Origin of the sequence: Pseudomonas sp. 7-41, assembly GCF_021233075.1 — a bacterium.
GTDB classification, from domain to species: Bacteria; Pseudomonadota; Gammaproteobacteria; order Pseudomonadales; family Pseudomonadaceae; genus Aquipseudomonas; species Aquipseudomonas veronii.
In genome coordinates, this window is sequence record NZ_CP089551.1 from 4,267,783 (window position 1) to 4,286,545 (window position 18,763).

Genomic DNA, 18,763 nt, shown 5'->3' on the forward strand with positions numbered 1-18,763 from the left:
TCGATCCTCATCCTTAAAGTGGCGACTGTATCACCGCGCTTCCCGGTGGCGAAGAATCAAACGTGTGCGGTCATGCCATGGGCCGCCGTAGACGATGATCTCGGACGGCCTGCCATACAGATGGTGCAGCATGAATGGGCCAGGGCCAAAGGCGCCCGACTCTTCACCGGGCAGCGTTGGGTCGGTACCCAGGTAGATCCCAGCATGGTTCGGGTGAACCGTGCGCCCGACCTGCATAACGATCAGATCCCCTCGCTGTGGCCGGTCTACACGTACAAAACCGGCGCCCTCGTAGTTCGCCTCGTACAGGCTGGCGTTCTCCGTACTCTCCCACCATCCATCGGCGCGCTGGAATGCTTCGAATTCCAGACCCCATTCGCGCTGGTACCAATCTGCGCAGACCTGCCAGCAGTCCCAGGCGCCGTGGACGAACGGGCGCCCGAGAAGCGGCGTGCTGCCCGTTGGAGTGATCGACCTGAGATCGCCCTCGGGCCAACTCAGGATATGCCAGGGCAGCTCTGTGGCTTCGCACATGGCCAGGTCATGCGGTGATGGTCTGCTGGTGGCGTCAGGATGCGAGTGAACGATCCCGATCACCTCGCCCAAATCTTCCGCCGCGGCGTAATCCTCGGGATCGAGCCGAAACTCTTCGTTCGGCTCCGTGGCGATGTTCCGGCATGGGAAGTACTTCTGCGCGCGCCCTATGGCGAGGAGTAGGCCGCAGCACTCTTTTGGGTACTGCTCTGCGGCGTGCGCCTGAATGGCCGAGATGATGTGCTTTCGCATGGTCAGCTCCTGCTCACGAGGGACACGGCGGGGAATCCACCGAAACTGAGCTCGTTGTTCTCGCCAAAGCGCAACTTGCAGGACGACAGGCAGCCTTTGCACTGATCCTTGGCGGGGTCATCCGTGGGGTTGTCCTCGTCATCGAACATGGCCGCGCCGGTGTAGCCACAGTCCGCTCCCCGGTAGCCATTGGTCATGGCCCAGTGGCAAAACGTCGTCATCTGCCGGCCGGGCAGCCCGTGGTTGTCGATCTCACCCGGGGAAGACAGCTCCCAGACCACCGCCTCGCCGTCCTCGCTGGTTTTCTGGTCGATGTACCAGATCTCCAACGCTTCCTGGGTCGGGTCTGCAGTCGGGTTGCCGTTGGGAAAGTTGGCTGCGTCCAGATACTGGGCCAGGGTCTCGCGAACCGTCAGCTTGAACTTGAGCATGTCCTCGAAGGCCAGGCACAGCGCCGTGACTCTGCCGTTGACGTTGCCGGCGGCGAATGTCGGCCGTGAGGCTGTGCCGTCGCTACTTGAGGAAATGCCCTCAATCTGCACCGGCCAGGCCGCGTACTCCTCTCCCTGCCACCAGATCGACTTCGCAGGCAGATCCTCTTCCGAATGCTCGTAGGCCAGCAACTCTTCAGGTGTGTGCGGAATGGCGTGCCCGTGGAAGCGCAGGTAATCCGCGCCGTACTCAGTCCCGTCAATTTCAAACAGGCGAATCTCGCCACCTGGCTCCAGCTTCTGGATGTCCGTGATCAGTGCCATGGATAGGCCTCATGGATGAAAGGTTTGCTTGAAGGTGGCGGTGATGGCGTAGACCTGGCCGCCGCGGTGAACCGGCTTGTAGCCGTTGCACTTGTAGAGGCCAAGCTCGCCCAGGGGCGGCTCCCATAGAAATCCCTTGGCGCCCTTGTGCCGATCGAGGAACGCCTTGATTTCCATAACACGAGCCTTGGCGCCGGTGAATGTGAGCGGCCAGGATTGGGACTGGTTATTGAGGCCATCTTCGACCGACTGCTCGTACCCATCGCCGAACTGCTTGGTCCGGACGCGCTGGGTCACATCACCCTCCGCGCCCTTTTCCGTTGCCCAGGTGAATCGTTCGATAGCCATCATCGCCCCTTGATTGCGTTGTTGATGACGCCGCCCTGGCGCATGTCCCTGCTGCGCAGTTCCTGATACTTCTGCTCAACGAACGTCGCCAGCTCCTTGCCGAACAGGTCATAACCAGGCGCATCAGAGGTAGACGATGCGTTGCCTTCACCGTCGATATGCACCTCGACATTGATCTGCGTTCCGCCGGACCCGCCGCCCATGGCCATAACGCCGAGCTTGCCGCTGGACGTTCGGGTCAGCGGCATGATCGCCTCTTCCCCAGCCTCACCCATGACGCCGGTCTTGCCGTTGGCCATACCGAAAGCCGTAGGCTTGCTGACGACGGAGTTCGTGAATGCGCCGCCGTCGGCGAACATCTGCACGCCGCCCGACCAGGCGCCGCCCATGGCTTGCGGGAAGTAGCTGCCCGAGTAGCCCCCCGCTGAAGCGCCAAGGTTGGAAGATGCAGCGCCAGCAGATCCGGCCGCCAGCCCGTTGCCGCCGGCGGCACTGCCGCCGAAATAGCTCGCCGCCGCACCCACCAGGCTGCCCAGCAAAGCGGAACTGGCCTGACGTGTCGCAATGCGCGCCATATCCGCCAAAATCGACTTGGTGAAGTCTGCAAACGACGCTTTGCCTGTAACGGCGAAGTTGACCAGCGAATCCTCCATGGAGCTGAAGGCGTTGCCGAACAGGCTTTTGGTCTGGCCGGCAATGTTCCGCGCCGAATCCAAGTAATTGTCCCAAGCTGCCGTAGCGCCCTTCGTCCAATCGCCCTGGGCGGCTTCCACATCCGCGTAGTTCTGCCGGATCTGGTCAGTCGCTGCCTTGTTCGCATCGGCGAGCGCCTGAGATTTACGCTTGAACTCTTCCTCCGACATGTTCCGCGACGGGTCGGACTTCTGGTTGGCCAACTCCAGGGACTGCTGAGCAAACCGATCTTGCTGGCTGTTCAGCTCGCCGCTGAGCGCGTTTTGGCGATCACCCTGGCCCACGCCGAGTACTGCGCGCTGGCCAGCCAATTCAAGTGCCCGCTGTTGCTGCCCCAGCGCCTGGATGTAGGTGCTGATCGCGCGCTCCTGCTTGGCAAGGCGCCCGGCCTCGTTGGTGGCCAACACTTCAAGCTGGCTGTCGGCATCCTTCTGCGCCTTGACCATCCCTGCGCGCGCATCGGCGATCTTTTGGTCCAGCTGGATGCTTTGCGCGGCCGACGTGGTCTTCTTGCCCTTGGCGGCCTCCAGCGCGGTGATCTCCGCCTCGTAGGCTGCCGTCACCTGATCTCGCTCGTTGCCGATCAGGGCCTGGCGGCGCAGCAGGTAGTCGGCCTCGGATACCAGGCCGGCCTTCTGCGCGGCGTCCAGTTCCTTCTGATAGTTTTTGTAGTCCGCAGCGATGGCTGCCAGGTTGTTCTTGGCGTCATTGAAGCCGGTCAGGTCGACCTGAGAACCCGAGGCCTTGGGGTCTTTGAACTTGTCGTTGATGTTGGAGATGTTCTTGTCGATCGTGGCCTGTGCCAGGCGCGGATCGTTCGGCGAAACCTTGCGGATATCGTCGAGCTGTTTCTTGTAATCCTTGAGTGCTTCGGCGCGCTTCTGCTCATTCGTCCACGAGGACTTGGTGAGCACGTCGATCTTGTCGCTGGCGACGATGGCCGCTTGCTGGGCCTTTCCCTGGTCATCGAAATACTTGATCCGAGCATCATCGGCATCACGCTGCAGCGTAAGAAAGGTGATCTGCGCCTGAATCTGAGCCCGAACCTTCGGGCTCACCTCCTGGGCGTTCATCCTCGTGCCGCCAACGTCGAACGCATCCGATCCGGTGAGCTTGGACTGCAGGTCCTTAATCTGGTCGTTGTAGCTCTTCTGCCGGCCTACATCGCTGATTCCATCTAGGGCGCCGCTCGCGGCACTCTTGATGCCAAGCCAGGCCCGCTCCCACAGGTTCAGGTTCTCTATCACCTGGCGGGATCTGGTCTGCACAGTGTCGGCATAGGTGTCGGTCAGCAGCTTGGTGGCGCCGATTTCGTCGCCTTGGTCCTTGAGTGCGACGATCTGCGAATAAACCGAGGCAGTGAGGAAGTGGTACTGCTCGTTGAGCGACTTGGCGGCGGCCACTGGGTCGTCGGCGATCTTGACGAACTCGGCAACGGTTGCCTCGATGGACTTGCCGGTGGCCTTCTCCATGGATAGGGCTGCCTCGGCGATCTCCACGAAACTGCCGCTGGCGAGCTTACCGCTACCTGCCAGGGTGACCAGCACGTCCGCAGCCTGCCCGGTGGTGCCCACTGTCGCTGCGACCTGGCGGGACATATCGCTCAACTGTCCAGCGCTTGCACCTGCATAATTGCCTGTGAGGATCAGCGCCTTGTTGAAGGCTTCCGTCTCTCTACTGCCGCTGTAGTAGGCGTAGGCCAGCCCACCTATGGCGGCAGTCACAAGGCCAATCGGAGCAGCTAGTGCCAGCAGACCGCTCATGGAGGCGCCGGCCCCTACGCCGATCTGCGTGATTGCCCGGGCACCGCTCCCCCAATCGCCGGTCGACAGGGCGTTACCGAGCTGCATAACGTTTTCCTGCGCTTGGCGGGTGCCGAGGCGCAGCTTGTCGAAGCCGGTGGTGGTTTTTTCGAGCTTGGCGTAGTCCTTGTCGATATTGCCCAGGGCTTTGTTGTAGTCGTCCTGACTCAGACGCCCCGCGTCTAAGTGCTTGCCCAGTTGCTCGACTTGAGTGTCGAGCTTCGCCAGCGCCGCGCGGGCCGGGTCAATTGCCCCCAACAAGCTGTTGAGAGCTTTTTGCTCATCCAGAGCGGACTTGGCCAGAGCAACCTGCTGCTTGTCGAGCTGCGCGGAGATCTTCGCCGCTTCGGCCTCGCCATAGGCGCCGGTCTTGGTCAGCTTGGTGAGCGCGGCCCGCTGCTTGGCCAGATCCTGGGTAGTTTTGGCACTGGTGGACAGCGACTTCTCCAGGGCCTGAATTTCGTTCATCAACGAGGCAGCGGACTGCTCGGCCCGGCCGCCGGCCTTCGCCATTTCATCCAGACTTGTTTTGGCCTGGATCGCATCGGCCGAGTCGATCTTGACGCCGAGTTCTGCAATGTTCATCGACTCACCTTGAATAAGTGCCCGTGGTTACGGGCTGTTTTCCCTTTCCTCCGCCATGACGCGCAGGGCTTCGCCTTCCAAGACCTGAAGGTCAGGGAAGATTTCCGCGAGTTTCTTTTTCTTGATGCCAAGGAAGCTGGCTACGTCGCGGATGCAGCTGTAGTCGAGACCGATCGCGCCGCCGGTGCCTGCTCGCCACTGGGTAGACATTCGGTTGAACAGGAGGAAGACCGGCCAAAGGCACGGCCAAACCTCGAACTCTTCTGCCATGTCCTCTGCATCCCAGCCGAAAGCCGCAATCTGCTCGGCATCCGGCGGGGGCTCATACAGAGCGCGGGCGGCGCGGATCAGTTTCCCGATCGAGCCTTGGCGTAAGCATCCTGGTAGGCGTCTACGACAGCTTCGGTTGTTCCATGACAGGACGTCACCAGCGCCTTGATGCCTTCGTCGTCAAATTTGTCATCGAACTCCCAGCCGACCACCAGCTCCTTGATCTGCTGAATCTGATTTTCGGTATCCACGGCAATGATTTCCGACACCGTGGGCTTTTCGCCGAAGCGATCCAGACCGTCTTTGCGCCGCTGGTTCCACTGGTCGAATAACGCCGCAAGCTCGATCCGGTTTCGGTATTTGAAGGTGAACCCGACCTTCACCGGATCCTGGCCAACTACCGGGACCATCACGGCCCCCAGGAACGTCGGTGATTGGGCAATCTTGAACTTCGCCATGATTAAGCCCCGCCGCCAGCGACAACAGGAGCGCGATACGCGGTGATCTCGGCGTTGATAGTGAAGCCGAACGCGACCGCAGCGCCTTCGTTACGTACCAGGGTCGGGCTTTTGTTGAAGGAAGCGTAACCGGCGTAATAGATCGTCTTGCCGTTGGGCAGCGACATACGCAGGATGCGTACTTCCTTCTCGCGGTCTGCCTTATCCAGCTCGTCGTACCAGGCCAAGCTGTCATCGTCAGCGAGCTGGAATGCAAAGGCCTGGGCGTTTTTCGTGGTGGGGATCTGTTTGTCGCGGCGAGCCTCAAGCGGCGCATACGTCCAGTATTGCTGCTCACCGCCGGACATGGAGTTGCCGATCACCTGGTTTACCGCCACCCAGCCGGTGACTTTCTTGGCGGTGCCGGCGCTGATGCCGTCAGGGAAAAGCGAGGTATTCGAGGTGTCGATACCTTCCAGGGTGAATGCGCCGGCTGCGGCAGCGGCGACACGCACGGCGCGCTCGTTGATGTCCTCCCAGCCGGAGGTGATCAGCAGGATGTCACCATTGGCGAAGCCGTTGGCGAGTGCGGTAGCTACGCCAGGGTTTGCGTTCGTGATGCTCGCAATCACCTTCGCAGCGGCAAAGCCGGTGGAGAGCGCCAGTGTTGCACCGTTGGGAAAATAAACAGACATGGGTTTTCCTCTTTGCAGAAATGACAAAACCCGCATAGAGGCGGGTTCAGGATTTGCCCAACGGGCGGGTTATGGCGTGGTGTCGGACCGGTAGGTAAACGAGAGCGGCACCGTATAGGTTGAGTCACCAGTAATGCCCGGCCCGACATCTACAGGCGTCATGGGCGTCACTACGAAACCGTTTTTCACGTCGCGCACGTACAGTGGGAATAGCGCGGTGATCTCGGCGGCAATTGGGTTGGTTTTGGCCTTTCCGGTGCCAGCCGGGGCGATGATGCTGACCTGAAACACGCCGGTGTACAGCCGGTGATCGCCGCCGAGCGTGTTGCTCGCAGTGTCGCCCGGAATAGTGAAAGCTCGAAGGTATGTCTCGCCCTCCGCCGGCGCGTAGGCCGTGTTCTCGAAAACGACCTTGAGCTTCTCCGACCTGGCAGCGTTCCAGGCGATGAGCTTGGCCTCGTAAATCGAAGCGATGATTGCGTGACTCATACCTGGTTGTTCCTGATGGCCTCCAGCACGATCTGCTGAAAGCGAGCCACAGTTACCCGAACCATGCCGCCGGGGGCCTGGGTTGAATGGCCGAACTCCAGCGGGATCGCGTAGGGCAAGTTGTTGATGATGTAGGCCATTTGGCCGGCGGTGAAGTCGCTCATCGCGGCAACCATTGCAGCGGTGGTTTCGGCGCCGCTCGGGTCAACCTCATCAAAGGTGACGCTCTCTACCACGCCAAGCGATATGTGCCAGTTCGCCCGGAACCGGCCGCCGACGTAGTCCTTTCCTGCCGCCAGGCCGTTCACGTTGAAGTTCTGGTCGCGCTCGGTCTTTGTCAGGGGTTTGGCGTACTTCACACCCTTTCGCAATTTGCCGGCTTTGGTGAAGTTCGACTCGTTGAGGTTGATGATCGTATTGCGGACCGCGACCTTGAAGTCATAGTCGTCGGCCGCCCGGGTGTTCGCCTCACGGTGAGCAACGTTTGCGGCCCAGATCTCCGGGTTACCCACGGGAGACATTCGAATCAGGCTGCTGCCGACCTCGATAATGATCTCGCGCACGCTGGCGTCGATGGCTTCGCTGGTTTGGGCGGCGAACTCGGCCAGGCTCAGGGCGAAGCTGCCGGATTGACCGGCGCCTGCCCGGCTCAAGACCGCACCTGCAGTTCATACAGAATCGGCGTGCCGGCCGGGTTGACCTCTTTCAGCGGCGGAACGATGGACCAGGTGCGGCCCTGGGCGACCACTTTGTCGAGCAGCCCCGGCACCCAGGCCAACCCCTGCGCGGCGATCTTGAGCTTCTTGTCGCCCTGCTTGATCAGGCTGTTGTTCTGGAATTCGAGACCGGTGAAGTCGAGCAGTATGCCCTGGGCGATCTGTTCGACAGTTGCCCCCGGCGCTTCCCCGCCCGTCTCCGGGTCGTACTCGCCCGGTTCCGTCTTGCTGATGGTCACGGGCTGGCCGAACTCTGTGATCATCTCCAGAGCCATCACGGCCATTTCGTCGTAGAAGGCCATGGCGGTCTCCGCTGTGTCTATGCGCGTACTGCGAACAGCCCACGCTTTTGAAGGTAGTCGGCAAACTGCGTTGCGCTCGGACGATCAGGCGCCGCTGGCAGCAGCCGGTTACTGGTAGACGGAATAGCCGCATACTGTCGCGTCACCGCCCCCTCAACACGATCCAGCAGCACAGCTCCTTTGCGCTTCTCCACCGGGTCGATATCGTCCTGATGAATCTCAGCGGCCAGGGCCATCTGCCCGTACTGGATGCGCGCCGGCAGGTAGTTGTTCGGCTTGATCTCCTGATCCAGCAGCACTTCCCGGCGCGGCCAGGACAAGGCCTGCTCGCTGCTCATCTTGCGGCCTTTCCAGGTCTTGCCATCCATCGCCAAGGCAGCCCGGCGCAGCAGCGCTTCCTGCTCGGGAACGCCTGCGGGGATGACCGTGCCGAATTTCACGGCATACAAGGCCAGGTCCTCGGCGCTCGCGTAGCTTTCGGCGTCAGGCTTGCCGGTGCCGTCCTCGATGATGAGTGTCATGCGTCAACTCGCTGGAATGGTTTGAAGATTGGCCGCCGGGTCACCGGCAGCCAGCAGTATCACGCCTTGGGCAGATCAGCGACGAGCTTTTCCAAGGAGTCTTTCGAGGCATTGGCCCGGTACTGGACCTTGGCCTCATCGAGCTTTGCTTTCAGGTCGGCGATTTCCTTCGCTTCGGCATCTTCCCGACCGGCTTTGTCGACTTGCTGGAGAAGGTCGCCCACCTGCAGTTGCAGAGCCTTAACCTTTTCAGCTTCGCCATCACGCGCACGGATGAGGCTTTCCACGCCGGCGTTTACCGCCTCGAAAACCTGGAACAGGCGGCCAGCGATAGGACCAAGCTCGTTTTCGGGGCGCACCAGCTCTTGATCAGCGAATGACTCGACGATCAGTCCGACAGATTCGAGCTCGGCGCGGAAGGCGTCGATATCGATGCTGGAGTTTCCGCCATCGATCAGCAGTACCGTCGGCTGTTCCTTGATCGTCACTTCAGGCACATCGGCGGCGGCGTCATCGCGACTTTCGGTAGCACTCGCATCAATGATGCGCAAGCCATTCGCCTTGGCCAGCGCCTTCACGTCTTCCTGGTACTGGTGGAATGGACCAGGCAGATACCAGATGTTCTTGTTGCTCATGATCGTGTCCTCGCCAAGCCGGGCACTGGGCCCGACTCAGCTGTCAGGGTTACTTGGAGGCGTCACCGATCAGGGCTACACCGGCGGTGTGCTTGATGCTGGTGGCGGTCTTGTCCCAGTTGGTACCGGTCGCCAGTTCGGCGTCGGTTGGCGACTTGCCGCCGGTGGTGGTGTCCCAGGTGTAACCCTTCAGGCCCAGGCCGAAGGTGTAGTCGGTCTGGAGCGTGGTTTCGATACGCTCCTTGCCGTTGGTGGTCTGGACGTTGCTGATGATGTCGCGGCCGTCGTGGACCAGCGCAGCGCCTTGCACCAGGGACAGGATGATTTCCTTGTTCGGGGTGCCGGCCTGCATCAGCGCCGGGGCATCCGTCACAACGGAGATCTTGCCGAGGATGTCCACCACGCGGACGTTGCCCGCCTGGAACAGCTGCTGCTGGTTCGCCAGGTTCTGGCCTACCAACTTGTGATAGCTGGTGCCCTGCATCACCTGGGTGACCAGGTTCTGGCTGGCGTCGCCGAACTTCGCGTGTGCGTTGTTCAGGCCTGCGTAGGTGATGCCAGCAGTAGCCGACACATCGTTCACGGCAGCGGCCTGGGCGGTGATAGCTGCAACCAGGGCGGCGATCGCGGTGTTCAGCTGGTCCTTCAGCAGGATTTCAGCGAACGCGCGGCTGGCGACTTCGATGCCTTGGGCGGTTGGTCGCTCCAGCCAGGTCATCTGCGACGGCTCGTAACGGATCGGACCGAAGCCGCCGGCCACCTTCACCGAAGTGTTCTTCAGCTCGGTCAGATCGGTTGCAGCGACAGTAGCGTTCGCGCTGTAGCGGTCCACGCGGCGCTGGGCAGCGGCCAGAGTCTGGAAGAACGACTCTTGGAGGAAGTCACCAGTGAAGCCGTCCGGAGACAGCACGATCGCGCCACGGCTGGCGGCGTTGAAAGCGGCGAGATACTGGTCCAGCGTCTCGAGAGTCGCCGGCATGATGTATTCGTTGAAAACCTGCATTTGCGACAGGGACATGAGTTATTTCCTTACGATTGAGGGAGATCCGGGAACCGGCTCGCAATTGCGGCCTGTCGTTCCTCTTTGGTGCCGCCGATTTTTCCTTTTGCGGCCCCGCCGCCACCTCCAGCACCAGCAGCCCCGCCGCCAGATGCCTTGCTACCCGCGATCAACGGCGCGAAGGCCGTGTCGTTTGCGAATTCTGCTTTCAGCTCATCCAGCGTTGCCGCTGAGAGCTTGCCCTGCTGGTCGAGGACGACCACAACAGGCTTCCCGTCGCGCTGCTCGACGCTCAAGCGGCGCTCGATGTGCGGCAACAGGGCTTTGGCGCTGCCTGGGATTGCCAGGGCAGACGCGATGTCAGTAGCGGTACGGCCGACGGTCAGATCCCGGATCTGAGTGCTCAGCGTTCCACGCTCCTGTTCCAGCATGCCGTTCAGCTCGGCTTCGCGGCGGTTGTACTTTTCGGACCAGGACTTCTCGAGTTCTTCGACGTTGCCGGACTTGCGAGCGGCCTCTTCACGCTCCAGTCGGGCCTGCTCTTCGGCGTCCTTGCGAGCCTTCTCGGCGGCTTTCTTTTCGCCGAGCAGCTCTTCCACCTTCGACTTCAGGCCGGATACATCTTCTGGTTGCGGCAGACCTTCAATGCCGAGTACGAACTTGCCGTCCTTCTCGGTGTAAAGAGCGCGCACGGCTTCATCTACCCCTTCCAGGGTATCCAGTTGGAACTTCAGCATTGGTTGTCTCCCAGAGACTTAGGTGCAGGCCCTGCCTGCAGGCATAAAAAAACCCGCCGAAGCGGGTTGGATACGTGGGTGTAAGCTAACTATCGACCGTTTTAGCCCTGCGGCAATACGTGATGCGTATGACTGCCTTCAAATTTTATGTACAGAACAGGCTCACCGTTGATTTCTACAGCCCGGCCGGGAATCCAGTTTTTTTGGATGGCAGATCCTGACCCCAGAGCAGTCCGATACAGCAGCTGAGCTTGCTCGAGGGACAGCTCATAAACGTTGTGATTACACTGCGCGTAGTTCTTTTCCAACTGATCGTCGGTCTGTTTATTCAGACAGGCAACCGATGGTTCGAGGCGATCCGGAAGGTTGAATGGGTTTGGCATGCTAATTTCTCATCTAATAGCGTTCCCCAGAACCATAAATAACCTTAATGGTTTAATCCAGCCCGCTCGAATGCCAGCGGCTCAAGCGCTCGCATCTGAACAAGGGTCAACGGGGAGAAATTGCGATCAAGTTGCAGCTCAGCAAAGCGCTCGACGCTCAAACCGCCTTCACGGAACAACTTCGCCCGAACCGGACCGATTGCCTTGTCCTGAAACGCAGCCGGCTGCTGCTGTAGCCAATCGTAGTAGGTGAGGTCTGCCCTCACCTGCTGTGCGCCACCGTCGCCAACGGATGCCCGTGTGGCGCCCTCGGCAAACAGCACACTGAAGCGAGTCACCGCCACCACCGTCGAGCGGCAGTTGATGTGGATCGGCGGCCTCGGCCCCTCAGCCAGCTTGAACCGGCGCTTATCGAGCGTGCGGCACTGGCTGGTTGTCTTCGAATCCAGGGTGCTGACCCATTCCACCGACTGCACGACGTCGCTGTTTTCCTTCAGCGTCTCCATACGCGCCTGGGTGGCGACGTGCTGCACCGCCGTTCGCACAATCGAACCGGTGTTGCGGTTGATCGTGGCCAGGATGCCGTCGTTGTACTTCAGCGCCTTGGTGCCGCGAATGTTCTTGATGATCTGGAAGTTGGTTTGGCCTTCGAAGAAGCCCTGCCGGATCGCGCCAGTGAGGCGCTGTCGTTCGGTGGCGGTGAAGCCATCAATGAACGACTTGAGCAGCTTCCCGCCGTCGGCACCGCGCACGCTGAGCGGATTGGTGAGGATTGCCGCCCTGATGGCAGCAGCACCCGGCACCGCCGCATCGAAGGTGACGCCCACCGGCGCCGCCCGGGTCAAGCTGGTCGCTTCGAACTCGGCCTCATAGTTGGCGATGTCCACCAGGTCGAGGTTCAGCTTCTCGCTGTACCGGTCGAAGATGCCCAGCAGCAGGCTATCAACCTCGCTCAGCAGCCGCTCCAGGCGGGCGACGGTGTAGTCCGTCAGGTCCGTCCGCGTCAGCCGCTCACGAATCGAGCGGTCGATCTCCTTGAGGAACGGCGCGAACTTCGCCACCTCCCCTGACTTGAGCTGCTCCAGGAAGACGGCATGCCGGATGGTAGCGTCAAGGATTGCTTGGTTTGCCGCCATTCGGAATTACCTCGGTGTTGTCCAGGCCAAGCCCAGTACTCTGCGTTTCCAGTTCGCCCCGGATTTTGTCGTCCGTTTTCTCCGGGTTGATCACGCCTCGATCACGCAGGTATTGCCAGAAGTCGCCCTCCGGCAGCTTGCCGCCCTGCACTGCATTGAACAGAGCCGCCAGGATCGTCGCGTCCAAAGTGATCTGGCTGAAGTCTTGGTTGAGCTTGTAGACCACCTCGCCGGTGGCGTTCACGAACTCGGCCATCCAAACCAGGCACTGGCTGTATGCCTCGCTGACGTTGCTCACCACCAGGGAGAGAACGCTGTGTTCGGCGGCACTGTCGTTATCGGCTTGGGTTGCGGTCTTCACCGCGCTACCACGCTCGATCAGCCGGGCGCCGAGGGACACCATGTCCTGCTTCTTAGCGTCCATGGCTTCCTTCACGAGCGTGTTCGGCTCAGGCTGAGCAAAGCCGCACGATCCGTTGGCTGGAAGCGTCAGCGGCGCCCTGGAGCCGACATAGATGCCGTTTGCCTCAAGGTGATCGCGCCATGCTTCGTCCAGTCCGGAGATCCAGAACTGCGGCTGACCAGAGAACCAGACAGAGTCCTCATAGTCCGCGCTGTTGCAGTAGTGACCAATGTTCAGCACCGCCATGTCGTACAGTGGGGCGTCGTCGATGCTGGTGTCGTTGTTTTCGCTACCAAGGAAGTGGAACGGGATGATCCGCCAAGGCTGGCCTGCGCCATTCAGGGGGGTGAATGGCGGGATAATCATAGCCGTCTGGCTTGTTCCCTCTTCCCACACCTCCTGGGTGTACACGCCGGTCTCGTCCAGGCGTAGCACCCGGTACTGGGTAACCTTTTCGCTGCCGAAGCCGTCATCGGTGTCGACATCTACGGATTCTTGCAGCACAACCAGGCTCAGCAAGTGCTGACCGCCGACCTTACGGGTCTTCCAGTTCCTGATCGACTCGGCTGGGTAGCTCGCAACGCTTGCACGAGCGCGACCCGCCTGTTCGTCCGCCTTGCTCACGGTACCGGCCTGCACCGCGGCATAGTCAACCAGCAAACCGTGCCGACCAACCTCGAGCAGGTGCCCGATGACCGATTGCGACTGCTGATAAACGCTCACGCCCTGCCCGTCGATGTCCGTGGCGACGTAATCTAATGCGCCGGGGACAGTCAGCGTTGGCCAGGTGCGGAACACGGCCCCCACCAGACTGTGCTTCGTGCGCCCGGTAGCGTTGTAGTACACGGCCCGCTGCTTGTACGACTTGTACCGTTCAAGGTTCTCAGGGCTGGTGTCGTGCTTGTTGGGCCTGGGCAAGTAAACATCGCCGCGCCCCTTGACCGTCTCGGAGCCCTTGCACACGTCGCGCACCAGCCGCCAACGGGACTGTGCCGCGTCGTACTCCGGGCGGGTGTATGTGACGTCTGCCATTAGCGTGCGAATCCCATTTTGATTGATTTGACCGGTTTCCTAGCGCTCTTGGCGACAGCGAAGTACCGGAATCCGTCGGAGCCGTGAGAGGTCCAGTCGTGCAGCGGCTTGTCTTTCCAGCAGCCGCGCTTGTCGTCCCACTCCTTGCGGTAGTTCTCAAGGCAGGAGACCCCCTGCTCGCACTTCGAGTCATCGAAAGCACACTTGGGCAGGATCTCCCGCACCTGCTCGATACCATCGTTGACGCCGAGCTTCGGCACGACCTGGAAAGTCATGCTGTATTTCTGGCCGTCGATGTCGTAGCCCTCGCGGGCCAGCTCCCGACGGGTTTTGGCGTCGCTGCCGAACTCCCTGTTATCGATGTCGTGCGGCCCCCAGTGTTCGGAGTAGGTGTAGCCCTTGTCCTTGAGCACCTTCATGTAGTGCCGCAGGCCTTCGCCGCTGTTCTCGTAGTAATCGATGACGTGAAACTCTTCGCCGACCTGGCGCACGAACCAAATGGCAGTTGAGTCGCCGACGCCGATGTCCCAGAAGGTCATTACCGGTAGGTGGCTGTTGTTCGGGATCACGCCGATGCGCTGCTGCGCGTAGAGCTTCGTCAACTGCTGGGCGTAGTAAGCTCCCTCGACCGACTGCTGGAAGGCTTCGACAGGGATGGACGGGTATTCCCGCTTCATGTCGTCGCCGAGCGTCTTCTCCTTCGCCGCGTACCAGGCGCGCTGGCCTGGGTTTGTGTCGATTCCGTGCTTGGCGAACAGGTCGTTGAAATAGTCGGTCAGGCGCTGCGGGATGACGACGTCAGTCGGGTCAAGCCAATAGGCCTTGTTCTTCCACCAAGAGAAGAAGAAAAACTTCCAGTCCAGCAAGCCCAGGGGCACGCCGGCCAGTTGTTGGCGCTCCGCGCTCTGCGAGTAATCGAAGAAGTAGCCCGCCCTGCCCTCCGCGGTCGACTCAATCGTGACGAAGCAATCGGTGGCGACAGCCTCGAAGGCGCCGGTGACGATCTCCCGCGCCTTGTGCGGAAACTTGGCGCAGATCTTTCCGAATTCGGATACGTGCAGGTAACGCAGCGTGCCGCCCCGAAACGAGGTGCTGACGTAGAGCGAACCACCCTTGCTGAAGACCAGCTCGCCGGCGGCGTCATTACTCGCAGGGTTGGCAGCGCGAATCTCAGCAGGCAGGTTGTCGTAGGCGTACTTCACCTTCTCCCGGAACAGGCGCTTGGCGTCGTTCAGGGTGTGAGCGATCAGAGCGCACTTGGCCGACTCGAACAGAGCCGCGTCCAGTTGGATGATGCAGCACTCGGTGGTGAAGCCAAGCTGCCGGGCCTTCAGGATGATGTTCCGGGTGTGCATCCCCTCGAAGTATTCGATCTGCTCGTCCGTCATCCGGAAGCGAACCTTCTTCCCGGCTTTGTCGGTGATGAAGTAAAGGTTGTTCAACCGCCAGTACTTGTCCCGGAGCAGCTTCAAGTGCTCGGGCTTCATGTCAGGCTTCCTTCGATAGATCGTCCATCATTTTCGATAGCTCGTCGGCGTCACTGTTGCCGGCTTTGGTGTCGAGGTCGTAGGCCTGGCGCTCCAGGGCAACCAGCGTCTTCAGGGTCTCGGCGAGCTCCTTCATCGTCTTGGTGCGAGAAGGCAGCGCGCCCATCTTGTTAGCCAGGGCCAGAACGTCTGCCATTGCATCGCCGTCGTCGTGGTCAGCGTCCTTCAACTGGGCGATCAACTCTTTGATGGTGCCCTGCTCATCGGTCAGCGCTTCCAATTCGTCCAGCAGCTTGTTGGTGAGGCGCCGGCCACGTGAGATGTCACCGCGGTGGGCCATACGGATGTTCGCGATGACCTCGGCGTTGACCTCGATGATCTCTCGCTCGGTTTCCACTGATTTGCTGGCAACCTGCGTGGCAACCTCTCGTTTGGCAACCAGCGAATCAGCTTTCGCCTTGATCTTGGCCTTTAGATCTCGCTCCCAGCCATTGGCCTTGGCTCGCTTCTGGATAGCGGTGTGCGACACACCGCAGGACGATGCGATCTCTCTTACGGAAAGCACTCCGGCCCGGTAGGCGCGTTCGATTGCCTCCCAGTCGGGTTGCTTGGTTGTCATAAATTGTCTCAGGCACTTGATTGGTCGAGCACGTGACTCCATTAGTAATGGCGCAGTACCCAATTAACCGTTTTAAGGAAAGAAGATGTCTATCGAAGCGATCTCGAAAGTTGGTGAAAACTCCTACCGCCAATTGATTCCCGCAGCGCAGCGTGCTGTCGCCGTTGGTGCTGCCTTGGAGCTGATTCAAAGCCGCATCGGCACAGCTCTCGCTGGAACCAGTCTTGAAACTGAAATGACCAAGCTGTCGCAGTACGCTGACAAGATCCAAGCTGCTCTTAAAACGGCAGATTGATGCATCCGTGCCGCACTTACCTGCGGCACACCTACCCTTCCCCATTGTCCAGCAGTACATCAATCAGCTTCTGCTCACCCAAGCGCATCGCACCCAGGCATTGCAGGTCATCGCACTTAGGGCCGAGGCCGAACACGGTGACCTCTCCCTTCGCGCCGATCAGCGTCAAGGCGCCCACCGTGCATTCTGGATGCTCACCGGCATCGAGGTCATCGGCAATCTTGCGCAGGGTCTTGGCAGCATCTCGCCAGCCTTCCCGCTTGAACTCCAGAACCTTGACGGTCATTCGGTCACCATTTGGTGTGTCTGTGCGTGGGCGTAGCCGTGGAGCAAGCCAACGATAAGGCCCTGGGGCAGTCCGGCAGCCTTGGCGACGTCCACTGCATCGGCAATGGCCTTATCGAGAGCGCTTACCGCAGCGTTGATGTCCTGCCCCATGAGAAGCACATGCCGCAGGCGAGTGACGTTGCCCATCAGCTGAATGGATCGGCTGGCTTGGCGATCGAGCGCACGAACCACATGAAGCCTTGCTGCAAGTTGGTCTTCGCCAACGCCAGCAGGCGCGGGTCGACGCCATCAATCTGGCCAATCTGTTTGAACAATTCGCCGGTGTCAGCCTCCAGCGCCTTAATGGAGTTCATGCCGTCGATCTCGGACTGAGTCAGGTCGCGGTAGCCAATGATTTTCTTGTGCTGGTTGTCCATGGGTGGTTCCTCATGATTACGCGCCACGATTTGGCGCATTAGAAAACGTGGCGCGGACTACTTGGCGCGACGATCAATACCGCCCGGCGCCTTGTCACAGTGCAAGCAGTGCTCACAGTTCAGCGTCCGACACAGCCAAACCTTCACCCGCTGCCAGTACGTGACCATAAAGATGTGCCGGGCACCGGCAAGGGCCAGAGCGACATGCAGCGTCAGGCCAGCAGTGGTCGGGCCAAAGAAGATGTTCTGACTGCGCACCATCACAACGAAACCGGTTATGGCGATCGTCGAGTAGATCAGCTTCCCGAGGATGCCGTCCCTCACCTTCCCGCTCAGTACGCACCAGGCCGCCCAGGCCGCGATGAGTCCGCAGGCGATGGAGTTGATCAGTTCAAGATTCATGGTGGATTGCCTCCCCCGAACCGCTGGCGAATGAGCGCCCAGAGGTCAGCGGATTTGATGGCTCGATTGATGGCCGCCAGGAGCGAGCCGCCGAAGGCCCCCAGCAGGAAGCCGATGCCGGCGACGATCTTTGGCTCAGTCACGCCCAGGTAGGTGCTGACCATACTCGTCAGGTAAATCGAGCAGGCCATACCGGTAATGAGGAAGATCATCCAGGCACGCCAGTCGCTCAAGTCGTCCTTGTGCCACCAGCTGGCGATCACTGCCCCAACGAGCCCCGCAATCAGCAATTCGAACCTGTCGATCTTGTCGAGCAGGCGCTGTAGATACTCCATGCGCTCGACTCCGTGGGGCATGTTTGGAATAGGTCAGCCCCAGCAGCACTCCCAGCTCGGAGCAATGGGTGTGGTGGAGCCGAAAACGAAAAAGCCCCGACATGTGCCAGGGCTTAAGTGGTAGACGAAAAAAAACCCCGCAATCGCAGGGTTTTGCTTAGAGGTTAAACCTCAAATAAAACGGGGACTTCACCATTAGCTACGCATCCCGCCAAGACGGCGGCGATAGATAGAAGTGTTGCTTGAGCGAGTACAGCTGCTATTTTTTTGATCATCTTTTACTCCTTGTCCGCAATCTTAGCTGTTGCGGTCAGCGATCCAATGAATATTGCTAGCGACGTCGAAATGACCATCAGTGTAAATAGGATCGCCATCAAGGCAGTCTGCGCAATCGGATTCGAACCGATTAGCCCCCATAGACCATGTGACAGGTTTTAGCCTGCTCGTGAGGCAATGGTAACAGCTACCTGACGCACTTTTAAACATTAAGCAAAAAAAACAGCACATGGACGGTATGGGTAGCTAGTTGAATATTACAGGAGATCAAAGATCGTCAGCTGTAATGGGTTGAGCTCGTTTCGCTACAGCCCTCTTTGTTCTGTGCCAGGCGAGCTCGAGATCAGAAAAATTGTCATCCACTCCCCACCGTTGGCCGAAAGGAGGAAGAGTGAACTCCTCTCTCAGCTTTTTGGCTAGTAGATACGCTTCATAGCCAAAATAACCAACAATTTCAGCCTTATGGCCGTGTACATCAATTGGGTTGAACGAAGACTCTTCGATGGCACTTAGATGCTGACTAGCTAATGCTTTTTCAGTCGAGATCCACGCCAGACTGCTAGCATGCTCAGTACCAATATGCTTCAGAGATTCATCGGATATATCCATATCTGGATAAGCGCAAACAGGCCACTGTTGGTAGTCACGCTCGGGGATGAGCTGATCAGCAGCATCGCGGTATAGCCATAAATTACGGCGAGAATGGAGCACGTAGAGATCAAGCTTCGCAACAAGGCCAACCGCTGCAAACCGTGCCTCTTGTTTTTGCTCTCGACTTCTAAAAAACCAGTCTTTAGCCACGCCAATGAGGGCGGCAACGACCCCGCTCGCCAAGACAATTTTGACGATATCTCCCCATCCTAAAACCGCAGTCGTTGCCTGCACCACTTCCATGAAGATGCTCCATAAAAAAACCCGGC

Annotated in this window: 26 protein-coding genes; 1 reads left to right on the forward strand and 25 read right to left on the reverse strand. The window is 59.8% G+C overall.

All coding sequences use genetic code 11. The features are described from left to right. Positions 1 to 30 precede the first annotated feature (30 nt). The 19 genes from LQ249_RS18965 to LQ249_RS19055 form a co-directional block, all read right to left on the reverse strand. Positions 31 to 786: a C40 family peptidase gene (locus tag LQ249_RS18965; protein ID WP_232565774.1), complete on the reverse strand. Its 756-nt coding sequence runs from the start codon at positions 784 to 786 to the stop codon at positions 31 to 33. A 2-nt stretch (positions 787 to 788) separates the two neighbouring features. Continuing rightward, the gene (locus LQ249_RS18970) at positions 789 to 1,541 is read right to left on the reverse strand and encodes a phage minor tail protein L (RefSeq protein ID WP_232565775.1); all 753 of its coding nucleotides are present in this window, start codon (positions 1,539 to 1,541) and stop codon (positions 789 to 791) included. 9 nt (positions 1,542 to 1,550) lie between these two features. Further along, positions 1,551 to 1,889, reverse strand: a complete 339-nt coding sequence (locus LQ249_RS18975; protein ID WP_128191813.1) for a phage tail protein — start codon at positions 1,887 to 1,889, stop codon at positions 1,551 to 1,553. Next, a complete protein-coding gene (locus LQ249_RS18980) occupies positions 1,889 to 4,969 on the reverse strand; it encodes a phage tail tape measure protein (protein ID WP_232565776.1) in 3,081 nt (1,026 codons plus the stop codon). The genes LQ249_RS18975 and LQ249_RS18980 overlap by 1 nt, the downstream gene beginning before the upstream one ends. A gap of 27 nt (positions 4,970 to 4,996) precedes the next feature. Beyond that, entirely contained in the window at positions 4,997 to 5,269 is a 273-nt protein-coding gene (locus LQ249_RS18985; protein ID WP_269783966.1) for a DUF1799 domain-containing protein, read from the reverse strand. A gap of 47 nt (positions 5,270 to 5,316) precedes the next feature. Next, entirely contained in the window at positions 5,317 to 5,697 is a 381-nt protein-coding gene (locus LQ249_RS18990; RefSeq protein WP_232565778.1) for a phage tail assembly chaperone, read from the reverse strand. Between the two features lie 2 nt (positions 5,698 to 5,699). Next, entirely contained in the window at positions 5,700 to 6,371 is a 672-nt protein-coding gene (locus tag LQ249_RS18995) for a phage tail protein (RefSeq protein WP_232565779.1), read from the reverse strand. Positions 6,372 to 6,440: 69 nt separating this feature from the next. Continuing rightward, a complete protein-coding gene (locus LQ249_RS19000) occupies positions 6,441 to 6,860 on the reverse strand; it encodes a phage tail terminator-like protein (RefSeq protein ID WP_232565780.1) in 420 nt (139 codons plus the stop codon). Beyond that, entirely contained in the window at positions 6,857 to 7,513 is a 657-nt protein-coding gene (locus LQ249_RS19005) for a hypothetical protein (RefSeq protein WP_232565781.1), read from the reverse strand. Before LQ249_RS19005 ends, LQ249_RS19000 begins: the two co-directional genes overlap by 4 nt. Further along, positions 7,510 to 7,878: a hypothetical protein gene (locus tag LQ249_RS19010; RefSeq protein WP_232565782.1), complete on the reverse strand. Its 369-nt coding sequence runs from the start codon at positions 7,876 to 7,878 to the stop codon at positions 7,510 to 7,512. Before LQ249_RS19010 ends, LQ249_RS19005 begins: the two co-directional genes overlap by 4 nt. Before the next feature lie 17 nt (positions 7,879 to 7,895). Further along, positions 7,896 to 8,399, reverse strand: coding sequence for a DnaT-like ssDNA-binding protein (locus LQ249_RS19015; protein WP_046382981.1), 504 nt, complete (start codon positions 8,397 to 8,399; stop codon positions 7,896 to 7,898). A 59-nt stretch (positions 8,400 to 8,458) separates the two neighbouring features. Continuing rightward, positions 8,459 to 9,034, reverse strand: a complete 576-nt coding sequence (locus tag LQ249_RS19020) for a hypothetical protein (RefSeq protein WP_232565783.1) — start codon at positions 9,032 to 9,034, stop codon at positions 8,459 to 8,461. A 49-nt stretch (positions 9,035 to 9,083) separates the two neighbouring features. Next, entirely contained in the window at positions 9,084 to 10,052 is a 969-nt protein-coding gene (locus tag LQ249_RS19025; RefSeq protein ID WP_078825126.1) for a major capsid protein, read from the reverse strand. A gap of 11 nt (positions 10,053 to 10,063) precedes the next feature. After that, the gene (locus LQ249_RS19030) at positions 10,064 to 10,771 is read right to left on the reverse strand and encodes a hypothetical protein (protein ID WP_053128957.1); all 708 of its coding nucleotides are present in this window, start codon (positions 10,769 to 10,771) and stop codon (positions 10,064 to 10,066) included. Positions 10,772 to 10,872: 101 nt separating this feature from the next. Continuing rightward, complete coding sequence (locus LQ249_RS19035) at positions 10,873 to 11,154, reverse strand: hypothetical protein (RefSeq protein WP_232565784.1); 282 nt, start codon at positions 11,152 to 11,154, stop codon at positions 10,873 to 10,875. Positions 11,155 to 11,198: 44 nt separating this feature from the next. Further along, positions 11,199 to 12,290: a minor capsid protein gene (locus LQ249_RS19040; protein ID WP_232565785.1), complete on the reverse strand. Its 1,092-nt coding sequence runs from the start codon at positions 12,288 to 12,290 to the stop codon at positions 11,199 to 11,201. Continuing rightward, positions 12,265 to 13,725 (reverse strand): DUF4055 domain-containing protein, encoded by a 1,461-nt coding sequence (locus tag LQ249_RS19045; protein ID WP_232565786.1) that lies wholly within the window; start codon positions 13,723 to 13,725, stop codon positions 12,265 to 12,267. Before LQ249_RS19045 ends, LQ249_RS19040 begins: the two co-directional genes overlap by 26 nt. Further along, entirely contained in the window at positions 13,725 to 15,212 is a 1,488-nt protein-coding gene (locus LQ249_RS19050) for a terminase (RefSeq protein ID WP_232565787.1), read from the reverse strand. The genes LQ249_RS19045 and LQ249_RS19050 overlap by 1 nt, the downstream gene beginning before the upstream one ends. Before the next feature lies 1 nt (position 15,213). Further along, positions 15,214 to 15,831, reverse strand: a complete 618-nt coding sequence (locus tag LQ249_RS19055; RefSeq protein WP_232565788.1) for a hypothetical protein — start codon at positions 15,829 to 15,831, stop codon at positions 15,214 to 15,216. 85 nt (positions 15,832 to 15,916) lie between these two features. Between LQ249_RS19055 and LQ249_RS19060 the strand changes: the two genes are divergently transcribed. Next, on the forward strand, positions 15,917 to 16,126 hold the full coding sequence (locus LQ249_RS19060; RefSeq protein WP_232565789.1) for a hypothetical protein: 210 nt from the start codon (positions 15,917 to 15,919) through the stop codon (positions 16,124 to 16,126). Between the two features lie 31 nt (positions 16,127 to 16,157). Here the strand turns inward: LQ249_RS19060 and LQ249_RS19065 are convergent, their stop codons facing one another. From LQ249_RS19065 to LQ249_RS19090, 6 genes are all read right to left on the reverse strand, one after another. Continuing rightward, positions 16,158 to 16,412: a hypothetical protein gene (locus LQ249_RS19065; protein WP_232565790.1), complete on the reverse strand. Its 255-nt coding sequence runs from the start codon at positions 16,410 to 16,412 to the stop codon at positions 16,158 to 16,160. Then, entirely contained in the window at positions 16,409 to 16,600 is a 192-nt protein-coding gene (locus tag LQ249_RS19070) for a hypothetical protein (protein ID WP_232565791.1), read from the reverse strand. The genes LQ249_RS19065 and LQ249_RS19070 overlap by 4 nt, the downstream gene beginning before the upstream one ends. Further along, the gene (locus tag LQ249_RS19075) at positions 16,600 to 16,830 is read right to left on the reverse strand and encodes an Acb2/Tad1 domain-containing protein (RefSeq protein WP_232565792.1); all 231 of its coding nucleotides are present in this window, start codon (positions 16,828 to 16,830) and stop codon (positions 16,600 to 16,602) included. The genes LQ249_RS19070 and LQ249_RS19075 overlap by 1 nt, the downstream gene beginning before the upstream one ends. A 57-nt stretch (positions 16,831 to 16,887) precedes the next feature. Further along, entirely contained in the window at positions 16,888 to 17,232 is a 345-nt protein-coding gene (locus LQ249_RS19080; protein WP_232565793.1) for a hypothetical protein, read from the reverse strand. Then, positions 17,229 to 17,567, reverse strand: coding sequence for an MFS transporter (locus tag LQ249_RS19085; protein WP_177037975.1), 339 nt, complete (start codon positions 17,565 to 17,567; stop codon positions 17,229 to 17,231). Before LQ249_RS19085 ends, LQ249_RS19080 begins: the two co-directional genes overlap by 4 nt. A gap of 543 nt (positions 17,568 to 18,110) precedes the next feature. Continuing rightward, positions 18,111 to 18,737, reverse strand: a complete 627-nt coding sequence (locus LQ249_RS19090) for a hypothetical protein (RefSeq protein ID WP_232565794.1) — start codon at positions 18,735 to 18,737, stop codon at positions 18,111 to 18,113. Positions 18,738 to 18,763 lie beyond the last annotated feature (26 nt).

Excerpts from the sequence above, each read along its gene's own strand:
- LQ249_RS18965 (WP_232565774.1), bottom strand. The coding sequence starts at position 786 with ATGCGAAAGCACATCATCTCGGCCATTCAGGCGCACGCCGCAGAGCAG.
- LQ249_RS18970 (WP_232565775.1), bottom strand. The coding sequence starts at position 1,541 with ATGGCACTGATCACGGACATCCAGAAGCTGGAGCCAGGTGGCGAGATT.
- LQ249_RS18975 (WP_128191813.1), bottom strand. The coding sequence starts at position 1,889 with ATGGCTATCGAACGATTCACCTGGGCAACGGAAAAGGGCGCGGAGGGT.
- LQ249_RS18980 (WP_232565776.1), bottom strand. The coding sequence starts at position 4,969 with ATGAACATTGCAGAACTCGGCGTCAAGATCGACTCGGCCGATGCGATC.
- LQ249_RS18990 (WP_232565778.1), bottom strand. The coding sequence starts at position 5,697 with ATGGCGAAGTTCAAGATTGCCCAATCACCGACGTTCCTGGGGGCCGTG.
- LQ249_RS18995 (WP_232565779.1), bottom strand. The coding sequence starts at position 6,371 with ATGTCTGTTTATTTTCCCAACGGTGCAACACTGGCGCTCTCCACCGGC.
- LQ249_RS19000 (WP_232565780.1), bottom strand. The coding sequence starts at position 6,860 with ATGAGTCACGCAATCATCGCTTCGATTTACGAGGCCAAGCTCATCGCC.
- LQ249_RS19010 (WP_232565782.1), bottom strand. The coding sequence starts at position 7,878 with ATGGCCTTCTACGACGAAATGGCCGTGATGGCTCTGGAGATGATCACA.
- LQ249_RS19015 (WP_046382981.1), bottom strand. The coding sequence starts at position 8,399 with ATGACACTCATCATCGAGGACGGCACCGGCAAGCCTGACGCCGAAAGC.
- LQ249_RS19020 (WP_232565783.1), bottom strand. The coding sequence starts at position 9,034 with ATGAGCAACAAGAACATCTGGTATCTGCCTGGTCCATTCCACCAGTAC.
- LQ249_RS19025 (WP_078825126.1), bottom strand. The coding sequence starts at position 10,052 with ATGTCCCTGTCGCAAATGCAGGTTTTCAACGAATACATCATGCCGGCG.
- LQ249_RS19030 (WP_053128957.1), bottom strand. The coding sequence starts at position 10,771 with ATGCTGAAGTTCCAACTGGATACCCTGGAAGGGGTAGATGAAGCCGTG.
- LQ249_RS19035 (WP_232565784.1), bottom strand. The coding sequence starts at position 11,154 with ATGCCAAACCCATTCAACCTTCCGGATCGCCTCGAACCATCGGTTGCC.
- LQ249_RS19040 (WP_232565785.1), bottom strand. The coding sequence starts at position 12,290 with ATGGCGGCAAACCAAGCAATCCTTGACGCTACCATCCGGCATGCCGTC.
- LQ249_RS19045 (WP_232565786.1), bottom strand. The coding sequence starts at position 13,725 with ATGGCAGACGTCACATACACCCGCCCGGAGTACGACGCGGCACAGTCC.
- LQ249_RS19050 (WP_232565787.1), bottom strand. The coding sequence starts at position 15,212 with ATGAAGCCCGAGCACTTGAAGCTGCTCCGGGACAAGTACTGGCGGTTG.
- LQ249_RS19055 (WP_232565788.1), bottom strand. The coding sequence starts at position 15,831 with ATGACAACCAAGCAACCCGACTGGGAGGCAATCGAACGCGCCTACCGG.
- LQ249_RS19060 (WP_232565789.1), top strand. The coding sequence starts at position 15,917 with ATGTCTATCGAAGCGATCTCGAAAGTTGGTGAAAACTCCTACCGCCAA.
- LQ249_RS19065 (WP_232565790.1), bottom strand. The coding sequence starts at position 16,412 with ATGACCGTCAAGGTTCTGGAGTTCAAGCGGGAAGGCTGGCGAGATGCT.
- LQ249_RS19070 (WP_232565791.1), bottom strand. The coding sequence starts at position 16,600 with ATGGGCAACGTCACTCGCCTGCGGCATGTGCTTCTCATGGGGCAGGAC.
- LQ249_RS19075 (WP_232565792.1), bottom strand. The coding sequence starts at position 16,830 with ATGGACAACCAGCACAAGAAAATCATTGGCTACCGCGACCTGACTCAG.
- LQ249_RS19080 (WP_232565793.1), bottom strand. The coding sequence starts at position 17,232 with ATGAATCTTGAACTGATCAACTCCATCGCCTGCGGACTCATCGCGGCC.
- LQ249_RS19085 (WP_177037975.1), bottom strand. The coding sequence starts at position 17,567 with ATGGAGTATCTACAGCGCCTGCTCGACAAGATCGACAGGTTCGAATTG.
- LQ249_RS19090 (WP_232565794.1), bottom strand. The coding sequence starts at position 18,737 with ATGGAAGTGGTGCAGGCAACGACTGCGGTTTTAGGATGGGGAGATATC.